The sequence below is a fragment of the Thiohalobacter sp. genome (genome assembly GCF_027000115.1).
Lineage (GTDB): Bacteria > Pseudomonadota > Gammaproteobacteria > Thiohalobacterales > Thiohalobacteraceae > JALTON01.
Map to the genome: position 1 here is coordinate 1 of NZ_JALTON010000002.1, position 14935 is coordinate 14935.

Here is a 14935-nt window from a genome sequence, read left to right on the forward strand (position 1 = left end):
CCTGTGCGGCATCGAGCATGGCCTCGAACTCGGCCTCCACATCGTCCGCAGGGGCCTCGCCCGCGGACGCTTCCACGGCCGGCGCCGGTGCCTCGCCCGTGTCGGGCACCGCATAGCCCTCGAGCGCCTTGAGCAGCCCGGGGTCGGCCGGACTGGGCTCCTCGCCACCGTGGATCTCTCCAAACATGGCGTTGACCACGTCCAGCACCTGCAGGACGGTGTCCATGAGGTCACCGTCCGCCACGCGTTCGCCGTTGCGCAACACGTTGAACACATCCTCGGCGCGGTGGCAGATCTCCACCAGATGAGTCAGGTTCAGGAAGCTGGCGCCACCCTTGATGGTGTGAAAACTGCGGAACACCGCATTGAGCAGGTCCTTGTCCTCGGGACTCTGCTCCAGCTCCACCAGCTGTTCGTTCAGCGATTCCAGCAGCTCCCCGGCCTCGACCAGGAAGTCCTGAAGAATGTCGTCATTGGGATCCAGACTCATGGGTCGCGTTCCTCAACCATCTCGGCTCGTTCCGTCCGTTCAGAAGCCCAGACTGGAAAGCAGCTCGTCGACGTCGTCCTGACCGTTCATGACTTCCCCCTCGCCTTCCTTCACGCCCGGCACCTGGGGCCCGAATCCCTTCGAGGACGATTTCTCTTCCACCGCCTTGACCGGCTTGTCCACGACCTGGCCACCCTTGATCTGCTGGCCGGAGATGCGGATCAGGTCGACCAGGTTCTCCTCGACCTCCTGCACCAGGCTGATGACCCGGCGGATGATCTGCCCGGTGAGATCCTGGAAGTCCTGCGCCATCAGTACGTCGGAGAGCTGGCCGCTGAGCAGGCTGGCGTGATCCACGGTACTGGCCAGAAAGCGGTCCAGCTCCGGCACCAGCTCGCGAAACTCCTCGGCGATCATGTCGCGTCGCCGAAAGCGCTGCCACTTGTCGTGCAGCTCGCGGGCGTCGCGTTGCAGTTCCTCGGCTACCGGAAGGCTGGTCTCGACCGCGGTCAGGGTCTTGTGGGCGGCCTGCTCCGTCATGGTAATGACGTAGTTCAGCCGCTCCTTGGCATCCGGGATGTCCGATTCGGTCAGCGTGGCAATGCGCGAGTCGAGCTGGAAGCTGCTGAGCGCGTTGTGCAGCTCGCGGGTGAGCTTGCCGAGTTCCTGGAACAGGCCCTGTTCGCGCTGCCGGGAAAGCTGGTCGAGAAGTTCGTTGGCGGCCTCCTCGTTGCCGGCCTCCAGCTCGGCGACCAGCTGCCGTGCCGTGTCCAGTGATGCCTGCTCCGCTACCTTTGCTGTTTCGCTCATCTTGTTCTGTCCTTCAACCCGTGGCCGCCAGGCGCTCGAAGATCTTGTCGATCTTCTCCTTCAGGGTCTGGGCGGTGAACGGCTTGACGATGTAGCCGTTGACACCCGCCTGCGCCGCCTCGATGATCTGGTCCTTCTTGGCCTCGGCCGTGACCATCAGCACCGGCAGGCTGGAAAGCTTGGGATCGGCACGCACTGCCTTGAGCAGATCCAGGCCGGTCATGCCAGGCATGTTCCAGTCCGTGACCAGAAAATCGAAGCCGCCCGCCTGGAGCATGGGCAAGGCGGTGGTCCCGTCATCCGCCTCCTGGGTGTTGTTGAATCCCAGGTCTCGGAGCAGGTTTTTGATGATGCGCCGCATCGTGGAGAAATCATCCACGATCAGGATTTTCATGTTCTTGTCCAAATCGACCTCCCGCAGAACACGCCTTCCGTCTTCCTGCTTGTGTTCGGATTGCGCATGACTCCCTCATGCCGGGCGCAGGCTCGACCCTGTATCGGCCGCCCGCGCAGATTTCTTAATCGCCGGTCCACTCGCCCATGCGGGCCCGCAGGCGGATCAGCGCCTGGCCGTGGATCTGGCATACGCGCGACTCGGAGACGCCCAGAACCTCGCCGATTTCGCGGAGATTCAGCTCCTCGTCGTAATAGAGCGCCATCACCAGGCGCTCGCGCTCCGGCAGACCGGCGATGGCTTCCGCCAGGGCCTTCTGGAAGTCGTCGTGCTGGAGATTGTCCAGCGGCTCGTTGCCGGCCTCCAGGCTGCGCGGCTCGCTCTCCTCGCCCATGGTGCCCGGGTCGTCGAAGCTGAATACCCGGGCCCCGGTGGCATCCTGAAGGATGCGGTGATACTCGTCGAGGCTGATGCCGAGCAGTTCGGCGACCTCGTTGTCGCGAGCGTCGCGGCCCTTGGCGTTCTCGATCTCGCGCACCGCCTCGGCGACCTGCCGGGCCTTGCGGTGCACCGAACGCGGGGTCCAGTCGGTACGGCGGATTTCGTCGAGCATCGCGCCCCGAATGCGAATGCCCGCGTAGGTCTCGAAGCTCGCGCCCTGCGAGGGGTCGTAGTTGCGCGCCGCCTCCAGCAGGCCGATCATGCCGGCCTGGATGAGATCGTCCACCTGCACGCTGGGCGGCAGCCGGCTCATCAGATGGTAGGCAATGCGCTTGACCAGCGGCGCATGCCGGGTGACCAGTTCATCCTGTCCGCGGTCCTGGGTTGCGGCGTACATGGCAGCTCCATTCATGACGTGGCCTCCATCACCTGGGTGGAGGACTGGATCAGTCGTTCAACGAAGAATTCGAGATGACCGGCGGCACCGGTCGGGATGGGCCAGTTCTCCGCCTTCTGCGCCAGGTTCTTGAAGGCCATGGCGGCACGGGAACGGGGATAGGCCTCGACCACCGGCTTCTGGCGCTTGACCGCCTTGCGCAGGTAGTCGTCATAGGGCACGGCGCCCATGAAATCGAGGGTGACGTCGAGATAGCGCTCGGTCACGCGGGCGATCTTGCCGTAGAGATCACGCCCTTCCTGGGCGCTGTGCGCCATATTGGCAAGCACCCGGAAGCGTTGCACGCCGTGATCGCGGCTGAGCACCTTGATCAGGGCATAGGCATCGGTGATCGAGGCCGGCTCGTCGCAGACCACCACGATCACTTCCTGCGAGGCACGGCTGAAGCTGACCACGCTGTCGGCAATGCCGGCCGCGGTATCCACGATCAGGGTGTCCAGCGGCACGCTGAGTTCGGAGAAGGCGCGGATCAGTCCGGCGTGTTCCGCCGTGCTCAATTCCGCCATCGCCTGCACGCCGCTGGCCGCCGGCACGATGCGCAGGCCGGCCGGGCCGTCGACGACAACCTCCTCCAGGGTACGCTCGCCGTTGACCACGTGCGAAAGATCGTGCTCGGGTTGCAGGCCAAGCATGACGTCGACATTGGCCAGGCCCAGGTCGGCGTCCATCAGCATCACGTTGCGACCGGCATCCGCGAGTGCTACCGCCAGATTGACCGATACGTTGGTCTTGCCCACGCCTCCCTTGCCGCTGGTCACGGCAATCACGCGCACGGGTTTCGGGTTGGCCATCTGTCGCAGTCCGCTCGCCTGATCGAAATGCGCTTCAGGCATGGGCCTGGGCTGCCAGGCCGCCGAAGCGTTCTGCAAGGGTGTCGTCATCTGTGGTTTGTCCGGCTTGTTGCATGAGGGCTTCCGCCCGGTTCACCAGCTTGTGGGCCCGGGCGGGATGGAGATCTTCCGGCACGCGCTGGCCGTCGCCGACGTAGGCCAGCGGCAGGCGGTAACGGACCACGACCGAGAGCGCGCCGCCAAGGCTGGCACTCTCGTCGACCTTGGTCAGGATGCAGCCGGCCAGCTCGAGCCCGCCGAAGGCGCGCACCGCCTCCTCGAGCACGGCAGTCTGGGTACTGGCCGCCAGCACAAGATAGCTGCGTATGGGCAGACCGGCGACACGCAGGGTCTCGAACTGGCTGCTCAGGCGCAGGTCACGCTGGCTCATGCCGGCGGTATCGATCAGGATCAGCCGCTTGTCGGGCAGGCTCTTGAGGGCGTTGGCCAGTTCCTGGGCGTCGCCGGCCACCTGCGCCGGCACGCCGAGGATGCGACCGTAGGTGAACAACTGCTCGTGGGCAGCGATGCGATAGCTGTCAGTGCTGATCAGGGCCACGCTGCGGGGCCCGTGACGCAGGGCGAAACGCGCGGCGAGCTTGGCGACCGTGGTGGTCTTGCCGACCCCGGTGGGACCGACCAGGGCGACGATGCCCCCCTTGTCCAGGATGTCGTCATCGGTCACCGGCAGGCTCTGCGCCAGCAGCACCAGCGCGCGCCGCCAGGCCTGCTCGGCATCGGGCTGCTCGCCCACGGCCTCGATCAGGCGCTCGCACAGGTCACGCGGCAGGCCGAGTTCGGTCAGGCGTCGCAGCAGGCCGGCCTGCGCCGGGTGCTCGCGGCTGAATTCACGCCAGGCCAGGTGGGCCAGCTGGTTCTCCAGCAGGTCGCGCAGTTCGCGGATCTCGCTCCGCATGGCAACCAGCGCCGGATCCTCGTCCCACTCCACATCGGGTCGCTTGCGCCGCGGTTCGGGCGTCGGTTCCGGGGGCGGCTCGGCAGCCGCGGGTGCCTCGCTGCGCCGGGCCTCCACGGCCTCGCCCGGGAGCTGGTACGGGTCGTAGTCGATGGCGGCGATGATCTCGACGCCGCCCTTGACCTTGCGGTTGGAGAGGATGACGGCATCGGGACCCTGGGCCTCGCGGACCTTGCGAATCGCCTGGCGCATGTCCGGTGCGAAGTAGCGCTTGATCTTCATCTTCCTGCCCCTTCAGTCCGTCGCTCAGTTGCCCTGTTCGAGTCCGGTCGGTGCCTGTCCGACAGTGGCCACGACCTTGATCTGCCTGTTGTCCGGCACCTCGTTGTAGGACAGGACGTGCAGATTCGGGATGCTGTGCCGCACCAGCCGCGCCAGCCAGCCGCGGATGGGCGGGGCTACCAGCAGCACGGCCGGCTGACCGTTCATTTCCTGTTGCTGAGCCTTTTCCGCCAGTGCCCGGTGCAGCTGTTCGGCCAACCCCGGTTCGAATCCGGCACCCCCGTCCTGGGCACCCTGAATGGTGTTTAGCAATATCTGTTCCAGCGCGGGATCGAGCGCAATCACCGGCAATTCGTTCGCCAAGCCATTGATGTTCTGGACGATCGACCGGCCGAGGGCGACCCGGACGGCGGCCGTCAGATTTTCGGCGTCCTGCGTCCGGGGGGCGTGTTCTGCCAGCGTCTCGGCGATGGTGCGCAGGTCGCGGATGGGCACGCGCTCGGCGAGCAGGTTCTGCAGCACCTTGACCACCACGCCCAGCGGCAGTGCATTGGGCACCAGATCCTCGACCAGCTTGGGCGCGGTCCGCGCCAGGTTGTCGAGCAGGTGCTGGACCTCCTCGTGGCCGAGGAGCTGGGCCGCGTTTTCCTGCAACAGGTTCGACAGGTGGGTGGCGACCACGGTGGCGGCATCGACCACGGTGTAACCCATGGCCTGGGCGTTGTCGTGCTGGTCCGGCGTGATCCAGACCGCCTCCAGCCCGAACGCGGGGTCACGGGTCGGCGTGCCCGGCACGCTGCCGAAGACCTGGCCGGGATTGATGGCCAGCTCCTGATCGGGGTGGATCTCGGCCTCGCCCACCGGCACCCCGTTGAGGGTGATGCGGTAGGCATTGGGCGACAGGTCGAGATTGTCGCGGATGTGTACCGGCTGGATCAGGAAGCCCAGTTCCTGGGACAGCTTCTTGCGCACGCCCTTGATGCGTTCCATCAGCGGCCCGCCCTGGTTACGGTCCACCAGCGGGATCAGGCGATAGCCGACCTCCAGACCGATGACATCCACGGGGCCGACATCCTCCCAGCTGAGATCGCGTGCCTCGGGTGGCGGCTCGGGCGTTTCGGGGGGTTCCGCTTCCTCGGTGGGTACATTCTTCCTGCGCTCCGTCAGCCACCAGGTGGCAAAGCCGCCGGCGCCGGCCAGCGAGAGGAAGGCCAGATTGGGCATGCCGGGAATGATGCCGAGCAGGCCCAGCACGCCGGAAGTCACACCCAGCGCGGCCGGGTTGTCGAACAGCTGGCTGACCACCTGCTCGCCCATGTTCTGCGAGCTGGAGACACGGGTGACGATGATGGCCGTGGCCGTGGACAGCACCAGCGAGGGGATCTGTGCCACCAGGCCGTCGCCGATGGTCAGCAGGGTGTAGTTGCGCAGGGCATCGGAGAACGCCAGGTCGTGCTGGATCATGCCGATGCCTAGACCGCCGAGGATGTTGATGAACAGGATCAGGATGCCCGCAATGGCGTCGCCGCGAACGAACTTGCTGGCGCCGTCCATGGCCCCGTAGAAATCGGCCTCGCGGGTCACGTCCTCGCGCCGCGCACGGGCCTCCTCCTGGGTGATCAGACCGGCATTGAGATCGGCGTCGATGGCCATCTGCTTGCCGGGCATGGCATCGAGGGTGAAGCGTGCGCTGACCTCGGACACGCGCCCGGCGCCCTTGGTGACCACCACGAAATTGATGATGACCAGGATGGCGAACACCACCAGACCCACGGCATAGTTGCCGCCGACCACGAATTCGCCGAAGGCCTCGATCACCTTGCCCGCCGCGCCGGTGCCGGTATGCCCTTCCAGCAGTACCACGCGGGTGGAGGCCACATTGAGCGCCAGCCGCATCAGGGTTGCGACCAGCAGCACGGTCGGGAACACGCCGAAGTCCAGCGGGCGCAGCGCGTAGATGGTGACCATCAGCACCACCAGCGACAGCGAGATATTGAAGGTGAACAGCATGTCCAGCGCCAGCGGCGGCAGCGGCACCACCATCATCGCCAGCATGAGCACCAGCAGGATGGGCGCACCCAGGCCGTTGCGGGCCAGGTCACGGAAGTTCAGGGTCAGTGCACTGTCGTTCATGGGTCCACCCGTTGCGCGTCATGCAAATGACGCCTTGCATCACTGATTCAATTTCCTTGCCAGCCCGGGCCATGACGGCGATGGCACCCCCGGGCCTTCCCTGGCGGGGCCGCACACTCAGCGGGGTGGCGCGTCGAAACCCTCCGGCACCTCGATGTCGGCCGGCGGTGGCGGCACCTCGCCGCCGTGACGCGCAGCGGTGCGCAACTGGAACACGTAGGCCAGCACCTGGGCCACGGCCAGGTACAGGGCGGCGGGAATCTCCTGGTCGAGCTCGGTACTGAAGAAGATGGCGCGCGCCAGCGGCGGCGCGGACACGATGGGCACCTCGGCGGCGATCGCCCGTTCGCGGATCTCGCGCGCGATCAGGTCCTTGCCCTTGGCCACCACCACCGGCGCGCCCATGCGCGCATCGTCGTACTTGAGGGCCACGGCATAGTGGGTGGGGTTGGTGATGACGACATCGGCGTCGGGCACCGCCTCCATCATCCGCCGCTGGGCAATCTCGCGCTGCATCTGCTTGATGCGGCTCTTGACTTCCGGCTTGCCCTCGGTGTCCTTGAGTTCGTCCTTGACCTCCTGCCGGGTCATCTTGAGATTCCGCTTGTGATCCCATAGCTGGAAGGGCACGTCCGCGGCCGCGACCAGAATCAGGGTCGCGCTCAGCAGCAGGAAGCACCAGGCCAGGATCTCGCCCGCGTGCGCGAGCGCCGCCTCGACCGACTCGTAGCCGAGCCCGATAAGCTCGGACGAGTAATGCATGAACAGTCCGATGCCGACGCCGGCGACCAGCAGGAACTTGGCCAGTGCCTTGAGCAGTTCCACCAGGCCGCGCACCGAAAACATCCGCTTGAAACCCTTGAGCGGGTTGAGCTTGTCGAGTTTCGGAGTCAGGGCTTCGACACTGAATCCCCAGCCCCCGAGCGCCACCGAGGACACCAGCGCCACGATGACGCTGATGACGAAGAAGGGCGCGACGAGGGCCAGGCCGGCCCCCAGCGCCATTTCCATGGCATCGATCAACCCCCTGGGACTGAAGATCGCACGGCGGTCGAAGCTGAGGCCGTTGTGCAGCAACGCCGAAAACTGCGCCGCCATGTGGCCGCCGCTCAACACCAGGGTACCGGCGGCTGCCATCAGCATGGCCAGGGTGTTCAGTTCCCGCGAACGGGGAATCTGGCCCTTGCGCCGCGCCTCCTGCTGGCGCTTGGGCGTCGCCTGTTCTGTGCGTTCCTGCCCGTCCTTGTTCTCCGCCATGTCAGCCTCCGTGCGTCCGGCCGATGCGGAGAATCACGCCCATGGCATCCTCGAGCAGGCCGCTGAACTGCGGCAACAGGCTCGGCAGGGAGAACATGATGAGCACAAAACCCAGCGTGAGCGTGATAGGGAAGCCCACGCCGAAGATATTGAGCTGGGGCGCGGCCCGCGTGACCACGCCAAAGGCGATGTTGGTCAGCAACAGCGCGGTGACGGCCGGCATGGCGATCAGCACGCCGCCGGCGAACATGCGTCCGCCCCAGGCGGCCACTTCCCACAGATTGTCACGGGTCACACCGAGCGTACCGACCGGAATGCTGTGGAAGCTGTCCGCCAACAGCGCAATCAGCGCCAGGTGACCGTCGAGGGCCAGGAACAGCAGCGTCGCCACCGTGATGTAGTACTGGCCCACCACCGGCACCTGTACCCCGTTCTGGGGATCGACCATGGAGGCAAAGCCCAGGCCCATGCTCATGGCCACCGTATGACCACCCAGCACCAGCGCGCTGAACACGAGCTGGATGAGAAAACCCATGACCATGCCGATGGCCAGTTGCTGGAAGGTGATCAGCAGGGCCGCCCCACTCAGCGGATCCACGGCCGGGGCCGGCGGAATCACCGGCACCAGGACCATCGTGACGGCCAGGGCCAGAATGATCCGCACCCGCATCGGCACCAGGCGGCCGCCAAACACGGGCACCACCGCGAACATCATGCCGATGCGGATGAAGGGCCAGAAGAAATCCCCTATCCAGGCGGCGATCTGACTGGTGGTGAACAGCATCCCGGGCAGCGACCCGCTACTGTCCGACCAGCGTCGGGATGCTCTGGAACAAACGGATGGTGAAGCCGGTGAGCGTGCGTAGCAGCCAGGGCCCGGCGACCATGAGCACCACCACAATGACGATCAGCTTGGGGATGAAGGTGAGCGTCATTTCGTTGATCTGGGTCGCGGCCTGGAACATGGCCACGATCAGGCCCACCACCAGCGAGGAAATCAGCAGCGGACCCGCCAGCAGCGTGGTCACTTCCAGCGCCTGACGGCCCACGGTGAGTACGGCTTCGGGTGTCATGAGGAGACCTCCACGGCGCTAGACGAAGAAACTCTGGGCGAGCGTACCCATGATCAGGGTCCAGCCGTCGATCAGCACGAACAGCATGATCTTGAACGGCAGGGAAATGATCATCGGCGACAGCATCATCATGCCCATGGACATCAGCAGGCTGGCGATGACCAGGTCGATCACCAGAAAGGGAATCAGGATCAGGAAACCGATCTGGAACGCCGTCTTCAGCTCGCTGGTCACGAAGGCCGGCATCAGCAGCGAGAATGGGACCGACTCGGCATCGGCGACGGGCTCGCTGCGGGAGATCTCGGCGAACAGATCCAGGTCCGCCTCGCGGGTCTGCGCCAGCATGAAACCGCGGAAAGGTACGGCCGCGCGCTGGATCGCTTCCTGTGGCGTGAGCTCATCGTTGAGATAGGGCTGCACCGCGGTGTCGTAGACCTCGTCGAACACCGGCACCATGATGAAGAAGGTCAGCATCAGCGACAGGCCGATGAGAATCTGGTTGGACGGGGTCTGCATGGTACCCAGTGCCTGGCGCAGGATGGCCAGCACGATGACAATGCGGGTAAAGGAAGTCATCATCATAAGCAGCGCCGGCAGGAAGCTCAGCGCCGTCATCAGCGCCAGCACCTGCAGGCTCACCGACCAGGTCTGGGAACCGTCCGCGGCCGTGTCCACATGCACGGCGGCAAAGCCCTGCTCGGCCTGCACCGGCAGGGACAGGCACAACAGCAGCGGCAGCAGCAGCGACAGCCAGCGCTTCATGAACGCTTCGCTCCGCGTCCGCCCAGCACCTGCCCCAGCACCCGCTGAAAGCCGGCACCACCCTGCTCCGCCGTTTCGACCGGCAAGGGCTCGGGGAGCACGTGCAGTGTCTGTACCCGGCCCGGTGCCACCCCCACCAGCAGCTGGGTGTCGCCGACCTGGACCAGCACGATGCGCTCGCGCGCACCCATGGACAGGCCGCCCACGATGCGCAACGCACCGTTGGCGAGAGCGCCCTGCCCCGTGACCCGGCGCAGCAACCAGGCCATACCGAAGATCAGCAGCATGACCGCGGCCAGCCCCAGCAGGAGCTGGACGATCTGCCCGGCGGCCATGGGCTCTGCGACCGCCGGCAACGCCGGGGTTTCCCCTTCGGCGGCGGCCAGACCCGGCGCGAGACAGACGCCGATCAGCACTGCAAGTCCCGGTTTCACTTCAGTTTCTTCACCCGCTCGGCCGGACTGACCACGTCGGTCAGTCGAATGCCGAACTTTTCGTTGACCACCACCACCTCGCCATGGGCGACCAGGGTGCCGTTGACCAGCACATCCATGGGCTCGCCGGCCAGCCGGTCCAGCTCCACCACCGAGCCCTGGTTGAGCTGCAGCAGGTTGCGGATGCTGATCCGGGTGCGGCCGATCTCCATGGCGATGGTGACCGGGATGTCGAGTATCAGATCGAGGTTCACATCGTCGCCGGTGTTTACCGGAAGATTGTCGCTCTCCAGCTCATCGAGCTGCGCCGGCTGCGCCTCGGTCTCGGACGCAGCCTTGGCGCCCTCGCCTCCGCCTTCCTCGCCTTCCTGCTGCGCCAGAGCCGCGGCCCATTCGTCAGCGATGGCATCCTGATCTACGTTCTCTTCGTCACTCATGACTGGCTCCAGAGCATGGCTTCAGTTCACGACATCCAGGGGGCCGCCCTGGGTCAGGCCGGCAGGCCCCTGGCTGATGCGTTCGATGATCTTGACTGCGCGGTTGCCGTTGGAGACCCCGAACCGCCCGCGAAACAGGGGAATGTCCTCCGAGCGCAGAACGACCGTCTCCGGCATGTCAAAGGGAATGACGTCGCCGGGCTTGAGCTCCATCAGTTCACGCATGGTCAGCTCGGTCTCGGTCAGGATCGAGGTCAGTTCGATCTGCGCACTCTTCATTTCCTCGCGAATGGCGATGCGCCAGCGTTCGTCGACCTCGGAACGGTCACTCTGCACACCGGCATCCAGCAACTCGCGGATCGGCTCCACCATGCTGTAGGGCATGGTCACATGCAGGGCGCCGCCACCGCCCTCCAGCTCGATATGGAAGGTGGAGACCACCACCACTTCGGTCGGACTGACGATGTTGGCGAACTGGGGATTGACCTCGGAGTTCATGTACTCGAACTCCACTGGCAGCACCGGCTTCCAGGCCTGCTGCAGGTCGTCGAAGGCCTGCTTGAGCATGCGCTGGATGACCCGCTGCTCGGTGGGCGTGAACTCGCGGCCCTCGATCTTGGTATGGAAGCGACCGTCGCCACCGAAATAGTTGTCCACCGCGCTGAACACCAGCTTGGGATCGAACACGAAAAGGGCCGTGCCCCTGAGCGGATTGATCTTCACCAGATTGAGGCTGGTGGGCACGAACAGGCTGTGGATGTATTCGCCGAACTTGAGCATCTGCACGCCGCCGACCGAGATCTCGCCCTGGCGACGCAGCATATTGAACAGGCTGATACGAAAATAGCGGGCGAAGCGTTCGTTGATCATCTCCAGCGTGGGCATGCGCCCGCGCACGATGCGGTCCTGGCTGGTGAAGTCGTAGGACCGTGCCTCGCCCTCGGCCAGGCCGTCGTCGCCTTCGGTTTCGACATCGCCGCTGCCTACCCCGTGCAGCAGCGCGTCGATTTCTTCCTGTGAAAGCAGGTCGCTCACCGCATCCCCCGTCCTACTGCATCACGAAGCTGGTGAAATAGAGATTCTCGAGTTCGCCCTTGCCGGTCTGTTCCTTGAGTACCTTGCGGATCTCGACCAGCGCCTGCTGGCGCAGGTTTTCCTTGCCCTCGCGCGTGTTCAGCACTTCCGGGTCCTGGCTGCTGAACAGCAGCACCAGGGCATTGCGGATGGCCGGGCTGTGTTCCTTGACGGCATCGATGACGGCCTGGCGACGGTCGGCGACCTGCAATGTGATCTGCATGAAACGCACGTCGGCGTCGGCGGAAAAATTCACCACGAAGGGGGGTTCCAGCGGCTGATAGATCATGGGACCCGCGGCTGCCACGGCCGCCTCTTCGGCCTCCGCGCCGGCCTCGGCGCCCTCACCCTCGGGCGTGCCGGCCTGGTCACCACCGCCCAGGATGCCGGCGAAGAAGAGCACCGCCACCAGCGCGCCGATCAGCAGCACGCCACCGATGATGCCGAACAGCAGCAGTTTCTTGCCCCCGCCCTTGGGTGCGTCTTCCACGTCGAGATCGAGGTCGTCTGCCATCTCTGTCTTCCCCTGATTACGGTCGACAGAGCTGAAGCAAGTCCCATGCCACGAAGTCGGGAAAATTTTTCCCGTTCTGAATCAATATGATGAGAAAGCGATTTGATCGGACGCCGAAGGATTGACGTGGCCGGCGCCCGCCACCAGCCAAAAAGGTGGCGAGCCGGCTACTGGGGCGGCGACCAGGCCCCTGCGTTCAGCCAGTCGGCGAAGCCGGCCCGCGGCAGCGGACCGCTGACGTGATAGCCCTGGACGGCATCGCATCCGAGCGCGGCCAGCAGGCTCCAGGCACGGGGTGTTTCCACGCCCTCGGCGACCACGGTACACCCCAGGTTGTGACCCAGTTCGATGATGGAACGGACGATGGCGGCGTCGGCCCGGCTGTCCGGGGCCGCCTGCATGAAGGACTTGTCGATCTTGAGGGTATCGATGGGCAGACGCCGCAGATAGGCCAGCGACGAATAGCCCGTGCCGAAGTCGTCCACCGCCACCCGCACGCCCAGGTCGCCGAGCCGCGTCAGCACCTGCGCGCCATAGTCGAGATCGGCCATCAGGGTTTCCTCGGTGATCTCGATTTCGAGGCTTTCACCGCTCACCCCCGCCTCGTTGAGCGCCCATTCCACGCGCTCCAGCAGTCGCGGGGTCTGGAAGGAGCGCGCGGAAACGTTCACCGACACCGGCAGCCTCAGCCCCTGGGCCTGCCATTCGCGACACTGGCGCAGGGCGGTGACCAGCACCCAGTTGGTAATGGGTGCCATCATGCCGCTCTGTTCGGCCAGATGCAGGAAGCGCGAGGGCGGTACGACGCCATCATGCGGGTGATTCCAGCGCAGCAATGCCTCCACCCCCACCAGGCTGCCGTCCAGCATGCCGACCTTGGGCTGGTAGTGCAGCTCGAACTCGTTGCGCTCCAGCGCCGTGCGCAGCTGCCCGGAGAGCTGCAGCTCGGGCATGGGCTGGTTTTCGGTCTGCGGGCTGTAGATCAGGAAACCGGCATCGCTGCGCCGAGCCCGCTCGGCGGCGCGCTCGGCGCGGGCAAACAGGGTGTCGGCATCCGCGCCATGATCCGGGAACAGGGCCACGCCGATGGCGCCGGCGAGGTAATGCTCCTCGCCGTCGAGCCACACCGGTTCCTTGCAGCATTCGAGCAGCTTGCCGGCCACCCGCTCGGCGGCCAGCCGGCCATGTTCGACCGACGGCATCAGCACGGCGAAGCGATCGGCACCGAGCTGCACCAGGGTATCGGATTCCCGCAGGCTGCCCTGCAAGCGAAGGGTGACCTCGCGGCGCAAGGCCTCGTCCGCAGGACCGCCGGAGATGGGATCGACCAGCTCGAAGGGGTCGAGTTCGATCAGCATCAGTACCGCCTGGCGATCGGACTCGCGCCGGCAGGCGCGGATGGCCTGGTCGAGGCGGTCGTAGAGCCGGGAGCGCTCGTCCATGACCGGCGCGGAATCGCCTGCCGTCGGCTCGGCTGCCTCTCCGGTCTCCACCGGTTCCAGCCAGAGATCCACCCGCACCACCTTGCGCCGGCGCAGGCTGGGCCGGAGCAGCAACCGGCAACGCTGCGCCGTCTCACTGCCGCGCGGGCAAAAATCGACTTCCAGCGCCGCAGCCTCACCGGCACAGGCGTGCGTCCAGGCGGCCTGCAGCGCGGACTGGTCCGGCTCGGCGACACCTGCCAGCATGGGCAGCGGCCCGGCCGCATCCCGCCCGCAGGCGCGGATGGCAGCGGCATTGGCGTGCAGCACACTGCCCCGTGCAGGATCGACCGACCACAGGCTGCCGGGGAGATTGTCGAGCAACCGCGTCAGTTCCGCCTCCTGGCCCAGCGCGGCATCGCGGCTGGCGGCCAGATCCTCGCCCAGGGCATCGACATAGCCCTGCAGCATCAGTCCCATGTCCAGGAACACCCGCTTGGCCAGCGTCGCCTGCAGCGCCTGGCGCCGTTCGCCGTCCAGGTCGGGCAGCTCCGCGACCAGTTTCTGCAAGTGGGAGAGATAGAGCCGATAGGCGCCGATCACCCACACCGGCTTTACGCCATGGAGGCAATGGCGCGCACCGATGTCGCCGTCGCCCTCTCCGGCCTCCGGACGCAGCAGCGCCAGCAGCCGGTTGAGGTGTGCCCGCACCAGATCACCGATGTTGCCGCCGCGCCGCTCGTAGGCATAGAGCACTTCGGCCGTGGCGGGATTGTCGAACAGGAAGTCGTAATAGATCTCGGCAAAGCGTGCCGCGCCCTGACCGAGCACGTCCTGGTACTCGGACAAAAGGCGTTCGTCCTCGCCGTCAAGCTGCAAGACGTAGTGGAATTCCTTGCGCTGTTCATGCAACCGCCGCGACGAATCGCCTCGCGACGCGCGCACGTCCGGCTTCCCGCGTTTTGGTGATTTTCCTCCAGCCATCTCTTCTTATGTTGTTGTTATTATCGATGGCAGGACCGTACCACATCGCAAAGCCGCTGCCTAGCCCGCATATTCCACCAGGGCGGAAGCGGGCGGGAGGCAACTTGTTGTCCTGGTGGGCAATGAACCGGGTTTTTTACCCGTGGCCCGGAGTACGATTTGTGCCCACCCGCTTCCTGCTGCGGCCCTGGCGGATTTTCGCTCGGCCTCGGGGGTGCTTCACTCA

The 14935-nt window shown here is 65.6% G+C and carries 16 protein-coding genes; all 16 read right to left on the reverse strand.

What is annotated here, in order from left to right; genetic code table 11:
* Positions 1 to 490 (reverse strand): Hpt domain-containing protein (locus MVF76_RS00040; RefSeq protein ID WP_297526413.1); only part of this gene is annotated, 490 nt, incomplete at its 3' end.
* A gap of 39 nt (positions 491 to 529) precedes the next feature.
* The gene (locus MVF76_RS00045; RefSeq protein WP_297526415.1) at positions 530 to 1300 is read right to left on the reverse strand and encodes a protein phosphatase CheZ; all 771 of its coding nucleotides are present in this window, start codon (positions 1298 to 1300) and stop codon (positions 530 to 532) included.
* Positions 1301 to 1313: 13 nt separating this feature from the next.
* Positions 1314 to 1706: a chemotaxis response regulator CheY gene (gene cheY / locus MVF76_RS00050; protein WP_297526417.1), complete on the reverse strand. Its 393-nt coding sequence runs from the start codon at positions 1704 to 1706 to the stop codon at positions 1314 to 1316.
* Positions 1707 to 1818: 112 nt separating this feature from the next.
* On the reverse strand, positions 1819 to 2547 hold the full coding sequence (locus tag MVF76_RS00055; protein ID WP_297526419.1) for an RNA polymerase sigma factor FliA: 729 nt from the start codon (positions 2545 to 2547) through the stop codon (positions 1819 to 1821).
* Positions 2544 to 3425: a MinD/ParA family protein gene (locus MVF76_RS00060; protein WP_297526421.1), complete on the reverse strand. Its 882-nt coding sequence runs from the start codon at positions 3423 to 3425 to the stop codon at positions 2544 to 2546. The genes MVF76_RS00055 and MVF76_RS00060 overlap by 4 nt, the downstream gene beginning before the upstream one ends.
* Positions 3418 to 4620: a flagellar biosynthesis protein FlhF gene (gene flhF / locus MVF76_RS00065; RefSeq protein ID WP_297526423.1), complete on the reverse strand. Its 1203-nt coding sequence runs from the start codon at positions 4618 to 4620 to the stop codon at positions 3418 to 3420. The genes MVF76_RS00060 and flhF overlap by 8 nt, the downstream gene beginning before the upstream one ends.
* A 24-nt stretch (positions 4621 to 4644) precedes the next feature.
* Positions 4645 to 6753, reverse strand: a complete 2109-nt coding sequence (flhA, locus tag MVF76_RS00070; RefSeq protein WP_297526424.1) for a flagellar biosynthesis protein FlhA — start codon at positions 6751 to 6753, stop codon at positions 4645 to 4647.
* A 117-nt stretch (positions 6754 to 6870) separates the two neighbouring features.
* Entirely contained in the window at positions 6871 to 8010 is a 1140-nt protein-coding gene (flhB, locus tag MVF76_RS00075; RefSeq protein WP_297526426.1) for a flagellar biosynthesis protein FlhB, read from the reverse strand.
* Position 8011: 1 nt separating this feature from the next.
* A complete protein-coding gene (fliR, locus tag MVF76_RS00080; protein WP_297526428.1) occupies positions 8012 to 8794 on the reverse strand; it encodes a flagellar biosynthetic protein FliR in 783 nt (260 codons plus the stop codon).
* A gap of 16 nt (positions 8795 to 8810) precedes the next feature.
* On the reverse strand, positions 8811 to 9083 hold the full coding sequence (gene fliQ, locus MVF76_RS00085) for a flagellar biosynthesis protein FliQ (protein WP_297526430.1): 273 nt from the start codon (positions 9081 to 9083) through the stop codon (positions 8811 to 8813).
* A gap of 18 nt (positions 9084 to 9101) precedes the next feature.
* A complete protein-coding gene (gene fliP / locus MVF76_RS00090) occupies positions 9102 to 9845 on the reverse strand; it encodes a flagellar type III secretion system pore protein FliP (protein ID WP_297526432.1) in 744 nt (247 codons plus the stop codon).
* Entirely contained in the window at positions 9842 to 10279 is a 438-nt protein-coding gene (gene fliO, locus MVF76_RS00095; protein ID WP_297526434.1) for a flagellar biosynthetic protein FliO, read from the reverse strand. The genes fliP and fliO overlap by 4 nt, the downstream gene beginning before the upstream one ends.
* Complete coding sequence (gene fliN / locus MVF76_RS00100; protein WP_297526436.1) at positions 10276 to 10716, reverse strand: flagellar motor switch protein FliN; 441 nt, start codon at positions 10714 to 10716, stop codon at positions 10276 to 10278. The genes fliO and fliN overlap by 4 nt, the downstream gene beginning before the upstream one ends.
* 21 nt (positions 10717 to 10737) lie before the next feature.
* On the reverse strand, positions 10738 to 11751 hold the full coding sequence (gene fliM / locus MVF76_RS00105; protein ID WP_297526438.1) for a flagellar motor switch protein FliM: 1014 nt from the start codon (positions 11749 to 11751) through the stop codon (positions 10738 to 10740).
* 13 nt (positions 11752 to 11764) lie between these two features.
* Positions 11765 to 12304 (reverse strand): flagellar basal body-associated FliL family protein, encoded by a 540-nt coding sequence (locus MVF76_RS00110; protein WP_297526440.1) that lies wholly within the window; start codon positions 12302 to 12304, stop codon positions 11765 to 11767.
* A gap of 167 nt (positions 12305 to 12471) precedes the next feature.
* On the reverse strand, positions 12472 to 14670 hold the full coding sequence (locus tag MVF76_RS00115; RefSeq protein WP_297526442.1) for a putative bifunctional diguanylate cyclase/phosphodiesterase: 2199 nt from the start codon (positions 14668 to 14670) through the stop codon (positions 12472 to 12474).
* Between the last annotated feature and the right edge of the window lie 265 nt (positions 14671 to 14935).

Bases quoted from the DNA above. Each gene is read 5' to 3' on its own strand.
- MVF76_RS00045 (WP_297526415.1), bottom strand. From the start codon at position 1,300: ATGAGCGAAACAGCAAAGGTAGCGGAGCAGGCATCACTGGACACGGCA.
- MVF76_RS00055 (WP_297526419.1), bottom strand. From the start codon at position 2,547: ATGAATGGAGCTGCCATGTACGCCGCAACCCAGGACCGCGGACAGGAT.
- MVF76_RS00060 (WP_297526421.1), bottom strand. From the start codon at position 3,425: ATGCCTGAAGCGCATTTCGATCAGGCGAGCGGACTGCGACAGATGGCC.
- flhF (WP_297526423.1), bottom strand. From the start codon at position 4,620: ATGAAGATCAAGCGCTACTTCGCACCGGACATGCGCCAGGCGATTCGC.
- flhA (WP_297526424.1), bottom strand. From the start codon at position 6,753: ATGAACGACAGTGCACTGACCCTGAACTTCCGTGACCTGGCCCGCAAC.
- flhB (WP_297526426.1), bottom strand. From the start codon at position 8,010: ATGGCGGAGAACAAGGACGGGCAGGAACGCACAGAACAGGCGACGCCC.
- fliR (WP_297526428.1), bottom strand. From the start codon at position 8,794: ATGCTGTTCACCACCAGTCAGATCGCCGCCTGGATAGGGGATTTCTTC.
- fliQ (WP_297526430.1), bottom strand. From the start codon at position 9,083: ATGACACCCGAAGCCGTACTCACCGTGGGCCGTCAGGCGCTGGAAGTG.
- fliP (WP_297526432.1), bottom strand. From the start codon at position 9,845: ATGAAGCGCTGGCTGTCGCTGCTGCTGCCGCTGCTGTTGTGCCTGTCC.
- fliN (WP_297526436.1), bottom strand. From the start codon at position 10,716: ATGAGTGACGAAGAGAACGTAGATCAGGATGCCATCGCTGACGAATGG.
- MVF76_RS00110 (WP_297526440.1), bottom strand. From the start codon at position 12,304: ATGGCAGACGACCTCGATCTCGACGTGGAAGACGCACCCAAGGGCGGG.